The following is a 13,652-nucleotide window of genomic DNA, read 5'->3' as shown; positions in this document are numbered from 1 at the left end:
TTTTTGCTCAGATGGCTACCCATAAATGCAGACAAATCTCATCTTGACGCATCAATTGCTAAAAAAATGTTAAGCTTGTGGTCAAGTTCTTATTTATACATTTTGTATTGCCCATTATGTTGCATTATCAAATCGAATTTGACGATTATCGTCAGCATCTTATGCATGTCACAGTGCGTTTTTTGGCTAATCCTACTCAGGTTTTATCGCTACCTACTTGGATTCCAGGCAGCTATTTAATTCGTGAATTCTCCAAACATCTTGAATCGGTACGTGCTTATGATGAAGCAGGGCGTATCCTCAAAATTCAGAAATTTGAAAAGAATAAATGGCGCTTATTTAATACCGATCATGAATTGATTACGGTGGAATATGATGTCTACGCTTATGATTTGTCGGTGCGTGGCGCTTATGTCGATCAGACGCGTTTATATGTCAATCCTGCCTGTGCTTGTTTGGGCTTAGATGGACAAGAAGACAAAGCCATTGAAGTTGAAATATTTTTACCAGATGAGCTGAAGCATTTTCAGCTTGCAACAGGTTTGATTGCAAAAAGTTTGGTAAAAGGGCGTTATACCTTAAAAGCCAAAAACTATGCCGAACTGATTGATGCACCGTTTGAATTGGCAGAACAAACTCGTTTTAGTTTTACCGCAGCAGATATTCCACATGAATTTGTGGTTTCGGGTAAACATGCAATGAATGCTGCACGTATGCAGCAAGATATTGAAAAAATCTGTGCCACGCAAATTGCTATGTTTGGTTCTGCGCCATTTGCAAACTATACCTTTATGACCATGGTAACAGGCAATAGCTATGGTGGCTTAGAACATCCAAACAGTACCAGTTTAATTACACCGCGTGATGATTTGCCGAAAGCTAACGAGCCTGAACAACCCTCTAAAGATTATCAGCGCTTTTTAGGTCTGTGCAGCCATGAGTATTTTCACAGTTGGTTGGTGAAATTCATTCGTCCTGAAAGCTTTGTGAATTATGATCTGAATCAGGAAGGTTATACATCGCTGTTATGGATTTTTGAAGGCTTTACGTCTTATTACGATGATTTGTTATTGCTGCGTAGTGGTGTAATTGATCTGGCGGCTTATTTGGAGTTGCTCAAAGCACAAATTGATCGTTATTTGCAAAATCCGGGTCGTGCGATTCAAACGGTAGCAGAATCTAGTTTTGATGCTTGGGTTAAGTTCTATCGTCAAGATGAAAACTCGAACAATGCAGGAACCAGCTACTATAACAAAGGCTGTTTGGTGGCTTTATGTTTAGATTTGGGCTTGCGTTTACGTGGTTCAAGCTTAGATGCCTTAATGCAGAAATTGTACGCTAATGCGCAACAGGGCATTCAAGTGCATGAGCGCACTATCTTTGAATTATGTAAAGAATTGACAGGAGATGATTGGTCGGAGCAAATCCATCATTTAATTAACACGACTGATGAATTGCCGCTCGATCAGTTATTGCCTGAATTTGGCGTTGATTATCAGCTAAAACAGGATAAGTCTTTGCCGTTTGGTTTAAAATTGGCAGATAAACCTGAAGGGGTGTTGGTACAAGCTGCCCATCGTGAAGGTGCTGCGGCAAAAGCAGGACTTTCTGCGCTTGATGTGATTGTTGCGATTGATGGCTTAAAGGCATCTGTAAAATCACTTGAGCAATATGCCAAACAGGATGCAGCTTATACTGTTCATGCATTCCGCCGTGATGAGTTGATGACTTTTGAACTGAATGCTGCGCAGATTGAATTGCCAGAAGTGGCATTAAGCGTTACAGATCAGGCAAAAGTAGAACAGTGGTTAAAAGGCTGAGTTAAAGTTTAATTTAAAGTTCAGCTATAAAAAAATGGATGCTTCGGCATCCATTTTTGTATCTTGAACAAGTTGAGTTTTGACTCACCAACTCATTAACGTGCCCGACGTCCACGGCTTTTGGTATTAGGGCGTGTAGTACCATTGGTCTTACGACGAGGTTTCTCACTTTCTTCCATTTGCCAAATACGTGGCGTACCTGATTTTTTCTTGGTAGTGCCATCTTTATTTTTCTTTTGATGGATTGGCTTGCCACCCGTACCACCAGGTTTTTTCACATACGAACGCGAGCGATACGGTTCAGCAGCAGGCACATCTTTAAAATCAGGATACAACAACGGTTCGATTTCTTTAGTTTCACCGGGTTGTAAACCCAATTGTACCAAGTCAATTGAACCAATTTTGGTGCGGATTAAACGCAAAGTTGGAAAACCAACCGCAGCCGTCATACGACGCACTTGGCGGTTGCGACCTTCACAAATTGAAATTTCAATCCACGAAGTAGGTACAGAAGCACGGAAACGTACAGGAGGATCACGCTCCCACAACCATTCAGGCTCATCGACTTTATACGCTTGCGCAGGCAAAGTCATGCCATCTTTCAGTTCCACGCCTTTACGCAATTGTGCCAAGGCATCTTCAGTGACATCACCATCGACTTGAACCAAATAGGTTTTGTATTTTTTATTGGCTGGATTGGTAATAAACTGATTCAAGCCGCCATGATCAGTCAAGAACACCAAGCCTTCCGAATCCATATCTAAACGACCAGCTAAACGTAAGTCTGGATCATCAACAAAAGCCGACATGGTGAGATGTTTTTCATCTTCACGGAATTGAGAGAGAACGTCATATGGTTTATTTAAGATGACGATTTTCATAAGAAATGCTTCTTTAAATTCAATAAATTGGGAAAATTGAGAGTATTTAAAAGGAAAAACGGGCGATTTCCAATTAAATCGCAAATACAGTGCGTTTGAGATGGCTCTATTATGCGATAAGAATGGGGGAAAGTATTGCTTATTGATAAATATTTTTTTGGTGTGCTTGCCAAAATGAGCAGCAGTATCACAACGATTAAAAACTAGAAAGCTAAGCGCTAAAAAAGCCCAATGTTGGGCTAAAGAAGACAGCTTTTACAAACTTGGCATCACAGCCAATAACATACTTCCCTGATACTACTGCTCGCTTTATGCCGAATTAGTCCAAAATCAACCCGCTTGGCAGATTGAAAGTACAGAAATTGGCTAGGCACTTATAGTGAAAAGAACTTAAGATGAAATAAGTGTATATATTTTTAGGATCATGAGTTCATTAATGAAAATTTACCAAGTCGATGCTTTTAGCCATGAATTATTTAAAGGCAATCCTGCTGCCGTACTTGTTAGTAAAACATGGTTAGCCGATGATTTAATGCAAAATATCGCATTGGAAAATAATCTGTCTGAAACCGCTTTTGTCAAAATGATAGATGCGGAAAACTTTGAAATTCGCTGGTTTACACCCACAACAGAAGTCGATTTTTGTGGACATGCGACACTTGCCAGCGGCTTTGTTTTATTTAAGGATTATACCGAGACAAAGACAATTCAATTTCATGTGAAAAAATTGGGGATTTTTACAGTTCAGCAACAGCAAGATGGCAAAATTTGCATGAATTTCCCAATTCGTGCTGCCCAACAAGTTGAAGATTATCCCGATATTTTACGCCAAGCTTTGACTAAACCATTTAAAAACGTCTATATCAATGCGCAAGCCTATATTGTGGAATATGAATCGGTACAAGATGTGTTAGATGAACAGCCTAACCTTGAATTATTAAAACAATTGGGACAGTTGCGCACAGCCATTACGGCACAGTCGAGTGTTGATGTTGCGATTACAGCCTCTGCAAATACACAGTATGACTGCGTATCGCGTTATTTTGCACCAGCCATGGGCATTGCAGAAGATCCTGTTACAGGTTCAATTCATACTGCAATTGCACCGCTATGGGCAGAAAAATTACAGCAAACCGAACTTGTGGCATATCAGGCTTCTGCCCGAGGTGGCGTACTGTATTGCAAGATTTTGCCTAATGATCGCATCGAAATTTCAGGTTATGCGCAGTTATATTTGCAGGGCGAAATCATGATTTAAACATGCACAGCATTAGACCTTGTATCTTGGAGATGAAGCTGAGATGAGAGAAGTCTGCTAGATTTTTTTCTTGGTTTTAACTTACATCATTTGCAAATATTTACTGTGGGTTTAATTGCAGCTTGTTATGCTGTTTGCGCTCAAGTTGAAAATTGTCATATTTCATGGCAAATCAAAAAATAGAATGAAATCAATCGGGAAAAAGAAGTTGCTACGTTTTAAAACTCTCACTTTATCTTTATGTGTACTGGCATTTAATGGCGTGATTTTCGCGCAGCCAGTTTTAGTAAAATCTAAGCAAGAAATACAAGAATATCAACTTGATAATGGCTTAAAAGTCATTTTGGCACCCAATCAGAAAGAAAATAAAGTCTTTATGAATATGGTGTATTTAACGGGTTCATTGAATGATCCACAAGGCAAAGGTGGTTTGGCACACTTGTTGGAACATTTGGCATTTAAAGGTACAGAAAACGTACCTGCCGAGGAGTTTCAGCGCCGTTTAGATCAATATAGTTTAATGCACAATGCCAGCACCGACTATTACTCCACTAAATACACCAACATCATTCGTCCTGAAACTCGCGCCGTCAATGAGATGATTTATCTTGAAGCGGAACGCATGGATAAATTGGTCATGCAGGAAAAATATGTGCCTGCCGAAATTGCGATTGTAAAGCGTGAACGCGAAGTGCGTATGGATCAACCGTTTTCAGTCTTGTTAGATCAGGTGTGGAAATCGGCCTATGGCAATCAGTATTTCGGACGCTTACCCATTGGCGATTTAAATGAACTGCAATCCATTAAAATGCAGGAGTTAAATCAATTTTATCGCACATGGTACGCGCCGAATAATGCCATTTTAGTGATGACAGGCAAGTTTGATCAGGCAGCGGTGTTAAAACAAATTGATCAACATTTTAGTCCAATTGCAGCACGACAAATTCCCAAACAAGTACAAGTGCCACGATTAGACAGCAACAAAATTCAGCAACGAAATTTCGTGGTACAAAAGGGCAGTCAACTGGCCAAGTTTAATCTGTATTTAAATGGCAATGACGAAAAGATCAAAACCGCTTTGGTGCTCTCACCTTATTTACATACGTTGCAACCGAGTGGGCATTTATATCAAGCACTGGTAGAAACCGGCAAAAGTACCATGGTGCAGTCCAGCATATGGCTAGATCAAGATTTTAATTTGGTGTTGATGGGGGCTTTGTATGCACCCAATCATGATGCCAAGCAAGTACAAGCTGGCTTGAATCAAAGCATCGAACAGGCAAAAAACTTTGATGATGCCGAGTTACAACGCGTCAAAAACTTGATTCAAAATCAGGCAGACAGTGTAATGAATGATGCGGTGGCTTTGGGTGGTCGCTTGAGTGATTATGCTGTGGTTTATCAGGGTGATTGGACACAATATTGGCGTGATTTAAACAATATTCAACAGTTAAATGCAGATGAACTAAATCAGCGTTTAAAACAGTTCTTCACTGCACAGCATCGGGTCATTGGCGATATTCAGCCCACACCTGAAGATCAAAAACAGGCACTCACAGCAAAAAATAATCTAAATACAGCAAAAAATTTAGATCAGCAAGATACACCTGTTACACCTTTGAAAGATGTGAAAAGTTATCAGCAAGAAGTGACAGACTATGTGCAAAAATCTAAACAAGCTTTGATTCAAAATGAAAAAAAGATTCAGCGTGGCAGCTTAAAAAATGGTGCCAAGTATGCATTATTTCCAACTGCAACTCGTGATGATAAAACCTATGCCACCATTTCGGTAAATTTTGGTACGGCACAATCTTTATTTAAGCAGGGCGAAATTTTAGATTTAACCGCGTATTTGTTGCTGCGTGCATCTCAAGAGCATAGTTTGCAAGACATCGCCGATCAGTCAATTGCTGCAGGTGGTTCGGCTTTTGCACAAGCCGATGCTAATGCGATTCATATTCAAATTGTGGCAAAAAATGAAAAGTTTAATGCGTTTTTTAATTTTGTTTTAGATGTCATGCAAAACCCAAGTTTTGAGCAAAGTCAGTTTGATTTAATTCGTTCTCAAAGTTTATCCAGTTTAGAACGACCTTATACCGAGCCTGAAACTGTAGCAGCTTTGACTATGGCGCGTTTAATTGAAATTTATCCGCAGGGCGATTTACGCTATCACTTCGAGCCTGAATTTGCGAAGCAACAACTGCAAACTGCAACCCAAGCGCAGGTGCAGCAGTTATATCGTCAATTTTTTGCCATGAATCATGCACAGATTGCCATTACAGGTGAGTTTGATCCGAAACAAATCAAAAAAACTTTAACCCAGCGTTTAGGACAATCACGCAATACGGAAGCATATCAACGCTTAGATTCAGCCTATACGGCATATCCTGCGAAAAAGTTGCATGTATTGGCAGAACAGCGCGAATTTGGCAGTTATCAAAGTTTATTGACCTTACCTTTGGGTGTGAATCATCCTGACACACCTGCCATGATGGTGCTGAGTTATATTTTGGGTGAATCGCAATTGTCTTCACGTTTGGCACAAGAACTACGTGAAAAAAATGCATTGGTTTATGGTTTTAGTAGTGGTTTGAGTTTAAGTGAATTTGAACAATCGGGTGCGCTCAGTATTTCTGCGCAATACAGTGCAGGCAAGTCGGCTCAAGTGTCACAGGCGGTGCATAAAGTGTTGCAGGATTTGCGCCGTGATGGTGTCAGCTTGCAAGAAGTTGAAGCTGCAAAAGCCGATATTTTGAAAAAACGTGTGACTGCCTTAGAAGATGAACGCAGTATCCACCGTATGTTGGTACCGCAATTAGAACAAGGTCGTGATTTACGTTACCGTGAGCGACGTGATCAAGCGTTAGCAAAACTCAGCAAAGCCGATGTAGATGCTGTGATTCAGAAATATTTACGCTTAGAACATTTGCTTGAAGTAGCCGCCGATCAATATGGTCAAGCCAATGTTGAGGTGCTGCCGTTAAAGCCGCAGTCTAAATAAAGATTCAATTTAATTTTGAGCAGATACAAAAAACGCATCCATTTCGATGCGTTTTTTGTCTTCAAGTTTGCTATCTATGCTCAATTGGCTAAAGCTTTATAAACGATAAAACTGTTTGGCATTATGATGAAACACTTGCTGCAAAGCATTTGGATGATAGGCCGCAACAATATCACTAGTCGCATCAATTAAATTGACCAAAGACGTGCTCACTCGATCCATTGGAAAATTGGAAGCAAACATCAACCGATATATTCCAAAGCTTTGTAAGGCATGCTGAATCAGTGGTGCAGTTAAATCTATAATTTCCTGTTTTGAGGCTTCACGTTTTTGCAAGTGAAATTGATGTCCTAAAACAGGCATAAATAACCCTGAAATTTTGCTGTAAACATTTGGACAGTGTGCCAACTCGGCAATATCTTCTTGCCAACGAAACAGAATGTTTTCCCGTGCTGTTTTGGTCACGCCTGTATGTGTGCCAACTTGCCCGAACAGCCCTGCAGGTGTGCCCAAATGGTCAAGTACAATAGAAGTTTCTGGAAATTGTTTAGCCAGCGCCAAGACATCGCCCAATTGGGTCGAATACGTCCATGCATCAAAACTTAAATTATATTGCGCTAAAGCTTCAAAACCTTTTAGAAACTTTTTGTTCCGATATAAATGTGGTTCGTCTGCCCAAGAGAAAATCCCGTGATCTTCATGCACGGCTGCCATTTTACGAATTCCACGGAAGTTTGGAGAGGCTTTGTGATGTAATTTTAGAATTTTCTTAAAATTAGAATCGCGCGGGTCTGCAGTGGCGACAATCGCGCCCAAAGCCAAACCATTATTTTTAAAATCCAGACTTTCTATAAATTCGGTTTCACCAACTACACCTTTGCCTTTATGGTTGTGCCAATTGGCTTCAATATGCACAACTTTTTCAGCCGTATAAAAACCTAAGTCGCGGGCATAATGCTCAGGTAAATAGGGCGATGTGACGTGCTCGGTGCGTCCCAAAGTTTCAATGAGTGTTTTCGGTTTTATCAGGCGGATGGTTTTATCTAGCAAATTGGGATGCTTGCCCAAAAGCTTAACAGCAAGTCGTGCGCTGTGTGGCGTGTTATACGGATCCCACTGATGAATATGTGCATCAATGAGTGCAAATCCTAGATTCTGCATAATGATCCTGTTTTTATGACGCTAGTATTTCACTATTCAAAGCCATCATGTTGCAAAAGGGAAGGGTTATTTATCGAAAAACTACAAATTTGAAAAATTGCCGCAATAAAAAAAGCCCTGTAGGGCTTTGTTTATACGCAAAATTAATGATCGTGCGAGTGGTCGTGATCATGTTTATGGGTATGAAATTCTTCGTTGTGACGGAAGCGTAAGTAGTTTTCAAACTGCTCGCAATATTCGTCATAATTATCTTCAAGCATCATTTGAAATTGCTGCAAGATATATGACATAACTTGGTCTTTGGCATCGCGCATTTCATTGCCATCTTTAAAATTATTGGCTGCCACCCAAGTATTAAAACGCGCAGTGGCAAATAACATGGCAGCACTCACCTGACCACGAATTTCGCCAGGTTTTACTGTCGAGCCTTTTTCAAAATGGCAGAAGCCATTGGCCTGTTTAATAAATTCATCGGCACGTTCAAAAAAAGCCGCATTTAATGCTTCTTCTTCGGTTACATCGGTTGCTTCAATCTTTTGAACCATGAATTGTTCCTAAGCTAAAAATCTGAATGTTTCATTATAGGCAAAGCCTTGCAGAAACAAAACCTTTGCCTTAAGCTAAAAATAGCCTAAGCAAAATTGGAGTGGTTGATGCAAGATGCAATTGCGGTTCAAAGTTTAAAAAGTGACATTGCTTTATTACGTCAAAATATTTGGCCACCCGAACAACTTGCACATGTTGAAGGCTTGCCGATTTATTATGGAACACGCGCAGAAGTGGCAGAATACTATAAGCAATGGACAGGGTTGATTGAACGCGCACAGGATTTATTTCAACCTTTTATGCAAGATGAAGTCATTGATGCCGTGCATTTACCCAGTCATTTGAACTTGCCCTTATTTTATTTTCATGTCGATCGGATTCGAGTCAATAAAACCCGTGCTAAAGAATCGAAAACTTTTCGGGGAATTGCTAGCTTGATCGAAAAATGCGGGCAATTTGAACCGCAGGAAATTCAGCTTATGCAGCGTTGGTTAGACAGTGATGATAGTGCAGCACTGGTGGCACATCGTGAGTTTATTGATTTGCGTACTTATGTGTTTCAACATGGACAAAGTGATTACACGCGCACCCGTTTTTATGTGAATGGTATTGTGTTAAGTGTTGAACAGCATTTTAAATTGGTCGATGCGCGCGATAAGCCACGTAAGCAGCGCAGTGACAGCTATCAAGACCCTTTAGCGGATAACCAAACATGGAAAGTGTTTGGTAAATATCGTTAAGCTTTTAGAAAGTTTAGAATTTGCAGATTAAATACTAATCTAAGATATAAAAAATAAGCTCAACATGAAATGAATCGGTGTCGAGCTTAAATGTGATCATTATTTCATGATCACATTTTAACTAAGGCCAAAAAGGCTGACTTTCAGCAAACTGCTGTAAATCCTGTTCAATCTGTATGGAAATATGACGCTCTTCAGACGCAATCCATCCCAATACAAACCATGTTTTCGGTTCCGCTTGGGTATGACTTTCGAATAAACCTTGTGCCACCATCAAATCATTAAAATGTCCTAAAGTTTCCTGTAATGGTTTTAGAGTTTTTAAATATGTTTTGACATCATCTTCTGCAAATAAATTGCTCACAAATTCTACGGTATAGCGTAAGCGTTTCACACGCTTACGCGTGCGGTGTTTAGTGTCCACATCTAAGGTTTGGAAATGACCTGCATCATCACAAATTTGTTGATGCAATTTCTGCAAGCGTTTACGTAACACTTTTTTCAATGGTTTTAATTCTGCATCTGTAACCGCTGCCGAATGCGCAAAACTCATGAGTTGTAACAGTAATAAGGTTGTGCTCGGTGAACGGAAAATTGCATCAATCGCAATATTTTCAGATGCTGCAGGGGGTAGCTCAGTAATAGGTGAGCCTGCGTTTTCAAGTTGTGGAATCAGACTTTCACGCAAAGCATCTTGATCACGGGTAGAACCTAACTGCTGAAAGAGGGTAGCCAATTGACTTTCCCAATTGTGATTTGCCAGTGCATCATATTCAGCAAAGATTTTGAAGGCGCTGCGTAAACGTCGAATTGCAACACGCGCTTGATGCACATGCCCACTGGCATAATCTTGAATGGCAATCGCAGTTGCATTTGGTAGCAAGTGTGCCAAACAATTCTGGGTAATTTGCGTCAACAACTCATGTATATTTTCGGGGTGTTGCAATTGCAAGGCACTTTGCTGTTGTACAGGAATCATAGTTTTATTGTTATACAGCATATTGCCACGCTGCGATTTACTACGTGTGTCGAGCCATAAATGATATTTTTTAATCCACGGCTGAATATAGGCAATTAAATCTGCAATTTCACCTTGTTTCAGTTCAAACTCAACTTCGTAAATTTCAACCGAATTTTTGCCTTGGCGGATTTCACCTAAATCAAAACCAACTTCAATTTGGCTGTTTTTATAATGTGCCAATTGGCTGTAACGTAAAACATCGGTTTCAAACTGCAGGGTTAAATCGACTTCTGAACCATCCAAGGCTTTTTTTAAAATCTTTCTAGCTTGTTTATGATTTTCATAACATGCCAAATCACATAATTCAGGTGCATCATGTCCTAACTCATGTTCAAGCTCAAAGCGTTCATAATGTTGTAGACTAGGGGCTTTTAATGTTTGTCGCCAAATATCCCCCTCTAAACGCTGACGCAGGGCAATGCGTTGCTTGGCTAAGTGCTGATCAGGACTATCATAATATTTAGCCCATAAACGTTGTTGTTGAACCAGTTTGTTCTTTTTAAATGCTATTTCGAATGCCGCACGATAATTATGTGGAATTTGAAATTTCAACTCTATTTCAGACATCGGGAATTCCCTCGATGAAAAAAGATACGTTCTCTTTACTATAGTGTAAATCTATAAATGAACAAGGGGAGAACTATCAACAAAAGCATGAAAAATAAAATAATTTGTATTCAGTTTTTAACACAAAGCAGCCGAATGAATATTCACAAGGCTGCCGTTGTATTGCAGTATTTTTAGCGTGTGCTTTGAGGATGTTAAGGATACTTATTTTAAGAATTTACGGCTCACCATAAATTGTTCTGTCGCTTCCAATAAACGCTGTGCATACACTTCCTGTTTTGCAGTGAGCCAACCTAAAACAAACCAGTCGCTCGCTTCCAATTCAGTTTGTTGAATGTATGCTGCAGAAGATGCCAACACTTGATATTCCTGTGCTGCAAGCTGTGCATCATTCAAAGCTTTACTATATTTCTGCAAATTTTTGACATCATAAATATGCGTCAAAATGGGGAAGCTAAATTTTAGTTCCTGAATACGCAAAGCCAGTTGATCTAAACTTTCAAAATCGTGAATATCACTGTGCTGTAATTGTTCATGCAACTGCTTATATTGCTGTTGCAACGTGTTTTGTGCGGCAGTTTTTAAGTCTAAACCTGAGTGATCGCTCGCGGCTAAACTAAACATCAATAATTCTAAATAGTGATGCACATTTTGCGTTGAACGGACTAAATTGACCAATTTTTCTTGGGCGTACAAGGTATCTTTTTTTAGGTTCTCTGCAGTCGTCGGGTTCTGTAAAAATGCGCCGAGTGTGGCTTGCATGTGTTCCAAATGCTGCAGGTGATCAAAATGTTGTTTAAATGCTGCAATTTGCATTGCCCATTTATCGCCTAAATGCTTCGACCAATCTTTAAATAAGGATAGTGTTAGTTGTAAATGTTGCAAAGCGAACTGCGCCTGATCAATATGACTTTGTTCGGCAACTTGAGCAGAAATTGCGGCAATATTGGGCAATAAATGCTGTAATTGTTGTGCAATTAACAGGCGTAAATTTTGGTCGGCATGGTCTTTTTTACTGAATTGAAATTCTTTGCTCTGAGCCGCAGGGCTGACTTTTTGCTGCACAGAAAGCAAATGTCCAATTTCTGCTTTATTGCGCACATCCAGCCATAAATGAAATTTTTTCACCCATTCAAAACTAAAAGCCAGCAATTGCTGAATTGAACCTTGTTTCAGTTCAAACTCAACTTCATGTACTTCAACTTCAGCATCTGCACAACGAATGTGACCAACATCTAAACTGATTTCAATGTCAGTATCTTCAACGGTCATTAGTCGTGAGGTACGTTGAATATCGGTTTCAAATTGTAGTTGCAACTGATCCCAATTTTGTTCCAAAGCTTGATTTAGCAATTGTTGTGCTTCGGGAATACTTTGATAAATTTGCAGATCAAGTTGTGGTGGAGTATCTGGATTTTCAGTTGGCGCAAGTGGATGGTTATGTTCAAAACTATGAAAATGACTTTGACCTGCCGCTTTTAAAGTTTGTACCCATTGCTCACCTTCTAAACGCAGTCTTAACGCCATGCCATGATGCGCCAAGCTGTGCGTAGATGTATCAAAATAGCGTGCTTTTAATGGAATTTGAGTCGATTTTTTCGGGTCTAAAGTTTTGAGTAGTGCAGTACGACGTGCGACTGGAATTTGAAATTTTAATTCAACTTCGACCATGAAAAATATCCTGAACGTAAAGCATGTTGCGCCAAAGCAGCGGCAAACAAATTGGTATTATAAATTTGTGAAAATTGCAGAACTAAGGTTTTGCAAAAGTGCGTTTGATTGTAACTAAAATATGCCAAGAAGTAAGGCTTGACCTTGGCTTTTTTAGGGTCTGTTGGCATTTCCTAAATGGCTTGCGCTGTAGGCTAAAACTGAGCAGATCAGGCATGAAACGTAGGGAATAGCGAGACTATTGCCAAGTTTCATAACGCAATCTGAGAAAGTTTTAGCCACAGCCTTTCAGGACAAGCATATTTTTTGCTGCTATTGCGTTATGAGTCAGTTATTTAGAACGACTAAATTTCCTGTCTCATGCCTTATATCAGCTGAAAAATATGCGTTGTCGCAAACATAGACGAAGTGTCAACAGACCCTTGAGTTTGGTTTTTTTTTGGCTTAGTTTAAAGTGTCGTTGAGCGTAGCAAAAATAATTCAAACCTATAAACATCAGGATGATGAACATGAACGCAGCATTAAACCCCGAATTTGAGCCGACACCAGATCCCAAGTTTGAATTGCCAATTCAGGATTATTCAACATTTTATCGCTTTTATTTAACTGAACACCGCAACATTATGAGCCGTCGTTTGCACGTTGTTGGCAGTAGTATCGGTTTATATTGTGTGAGTAAAGCCATACGCCATAAAAAAGCCAAATATGTACTCTATGGTTTGCTGGCAGGCTATGCTTGTGCATGGGTCGGGCACTTTGTTTTTGAAAAAAATAAACCTGCCAGTTTTAAACAGCCTGTGTATAGTTTTATTTCAGACTGGCGGATGTTTGCCGATGTTTTGCGTGGTCATTTAAGTTTGCAAGATCGTGCTAAAGATAAAATTCCAAGTTGAATTGAGCGCTTAGTTATACCGTTTAGGCAAAAACTAGACGATATGTGATTATTTTCATAAAAAATGTACAAATAAAATTAATTTTTTGTTGAA

General features: G+C 39.6%; 10 protein-coding genes. 5 read left to right on the top strand and 5 right to left on the bottom strand.

Going from position 1 to position 13,652, the window contains the following annotated elements; translation table 11 throughout:
* Window positions 1–116: 116 nt before the first annotated feature.
* The gene (locus tag FTT74_RS07490; protein ID WP_179988813.1) at window positions 117–1,820 is read left to right on the top strand and encodes a M61 family metallopeptidase; all 1,704 of its coding nucleotides are present in this window, start codon (window positions 117–119) and stop codon (window positions 1,818–1,820) included.
* Window positions 1,821–1,915: 95 nt separating this feature from the next.
* Here FTT74_RS07490 and FTT74_RS07485 read toward each other — a convergent pair whose 3' ends face one another.
* Window positions 1,916–2,701 carry an rRNA large subunit pseudouridine synthase E gene (locus FTT74_RS07485; RefSeq protein ID WP_096901872.1) on the bottom strand — a complete coding sequence of 262 codons (786 nt, stop codon included), beginning with the start codon at window positions 2,699–2,701 and terminating at the stop codon, window positions 1,916–1,918.
* A gap of 436 nt (window positions 2,702–3,137) precedes the next feature.
* On the opposite strand from FTT74_RS07485, the gene FTT74_RS07480 reads away from it, so the two are divergent.
* Both FTT74_RS07480 and FTT74_RS07475 read left to right on the top strand, forming a co-directional pair.
* Window positions 3,138–3,959 carry a PhzF family phenazine biosynthesis protein gene (locus FTT74_RS07480; RefSeq protein WP_096901874.1) on the top strand — a complete coding sequence of 274 codons (822 nt, stop codon included), beginning with the start codon at window positions 3,138–3,140 and terminating at the stop codon, window positions 3,957–3,959.
* A gap of 184 nt (window positions 3,960–4,143) precedes the next feature.
* Window positions 4,144–6,960 (top strand): pitrilysin family protein, encoded by a 2,817-nt coding sequence (locus FTT74_RS07475; RefSeq protein WP_179988812.1) that lies wholly within the window; start codon window positions 4,144–4,146, stop codon window positions 6,958–6,960.
* Window positions 6,961–7,056: 96 nt separating this feature from the next.
* Here FTT74_RS07475 and FTT74_RS07470 read toward each other — a convergent pair whose 3' ends face one another.
* Window positions 7,057–8,121: an amidohydrolase gene (locus FTT74_RS07470; RefSeq protein ID WP_096901876.1), complete on the bottom strand. Its 1,065-nt coding sequence runs from the start codon at window positions 8,119–8,121 to the stop codon at window positions 7,057–7,059.
* 143 nt (window positions 8,122–8,264) lie between these two features.
* A complete protein-coding gene (locus tag FTT74_RS07465; protein WP_179988811.1) occupies window positions 8,265–8,666 on the bottom strand; it encodes a DUF3144 domain-containing protein in 402 nt (133 codons plus the stop codon).
* Between the two features lie 108 nt (window positions 8,667–8,774).
* Between FTT74_RS07465 and FTT74_RS07460 the strand changes: the two genes are divergently transcribed.
* The gene (locus FTT74_RS07460; protein ID WP_179988810.1) at window positions 8,775–9,407 is read left to right on the top strand and encodes a hypothetical protein; all 633 of its coding nucleotides are present in this window, start codon (window positions 8,775–8,777) and stop codon (window positions 9,405–9,407) included.
* Between the two features lie 121 nt (window positions 9,408–9,528).
* On the opposite strand, the gene FTT74_RS07455 is transcribed toward FTT74_RS07460, so the two are convergent.
* A complete protein-coding gene (locus tag FTT74_RS07455; RefSeq protein ID WP_179988809.1) occupies window positions 9,529–10,995 on the bottom strand; it encodes a CHAD domain-containing protein in 1,467 nt (488 codons plus the stop codon).
* A 204-nt stretch (window positions 10,996–11,199) separates the two neighbouring features.
* A complete protein-coding gene (locus FTT74_RS07450; protein WP_179988808.1) occupies window positions 11,200–12,666 on the bottom strand; it encodes a CYTH domain-containing protein in 1,467 nt (488 codons plus the stop codon).
* Window positions 12,667–13,169: 503 nt separating this feature from the next.
* On the opposite strand from FTT74_RS07450, the gene FTT74_RS07445 reads away from it, so the two are divergent.
* The gene (locus tag FTT74_RS07445) at window positions 13,170–13,559 is read left to right on the top strand and encodes an Mpo1-like protein (RefSeq protein WP_373682974.1); all 390 of its coding nucleotides are present in this window, start codon (window positions 13,170–13,172) and stop codon (window positions 13,557–13,559) included.
* Window positions 13,560–13,652: the final 93 nt, after the last annotated feature.

Source organism: Acinetobacter sp. YH01007 (assembly GCF_013420425.1).
In the GTDB taxonomy this organism is placed as follows: Bacteria; Pseudomonadota; Gammaproteobacteria; order Pseudomonadales; family Moraxellaceae; genus Acinetobacter; species Acinetobacter towneri.
This window is presented reverse-complemented; position numbering and strand designations above follow the sequence as displayed.

Excerpts from the sequence above, each read along its gene's own strand:
- FTT74_RS07465 (WP_179988811.1), bottom strand. The coding sequence starts at position 8,666 with ATGGTTCAAAAGATTGAAGCAACCGATGTAACCGAAGAAGAAGCATTA.
- FTT74_RS07445 (WP_373682974.1), top strand. The coding sequence starts at position 13,170 with ATGAACATGAACGCAGCATTAAACCCCGAATTTGAGCCGACACCAGAT.
- FTT74_RS07450 (WP_179988808.1), bottom strand. The coding sequence starts at position 12,666 with ATGGTCGAAGTTGAATTAAAATTTCAAATTCCAGTCGCACGTCGTACT.
- FTT74_RS07460 (WP_179988810.1), top strand. The coding sequence starts at position 8,775 with ATGCAAGATGCAATTGCGGTTCAAAGTTTAAAAAGTGACATTGCTTTA.
- FTT74_RS07480 (WP_096901874.1), top strand. The coding sequence starts at position 3,138 with ATGAAAATTTACCAAGTCGATGCTTTTAGCCATGAATTATTTAAAGGC.
- FTT74_RS07455 (WP_179988809.1), bottom strand. The coding sequence starts at position 10,995 with ATGTCTGAAATAGAGTTGAAATTTCAAATTCCACATAATTATCGTGCG.
- FTT74_RS07485 (WP_096901872.1), bottom strand. The coding sequence starts at position 2,701 with ATGAAAATCGTCATCTTAAATAAACCATATGACGTTCTCTCTCAATTC.
- FTT74_RS07470 (WP_096901876.1), bottom strand. The coding sequence starts at position 8,121 with ATGCAGAATCTAGGATTTGCACTCATTGATGCACATATTCATCAGTGG.
- FTT74_RS07475 (WP_179988812.1), top strand. The coding sequence starts at position 4,144 with ATGAAATCAATCGGGAAAAAGAAGTTGCTACGTTTTAAAACTCTCACT.
- FTT74_RS07490 (WP_179988813.1), top strand. The coding sequence starts at position 117 with ATGTTGCATTATCAAATCGAATTTGACGATTATCGTCAGCATCTTATG.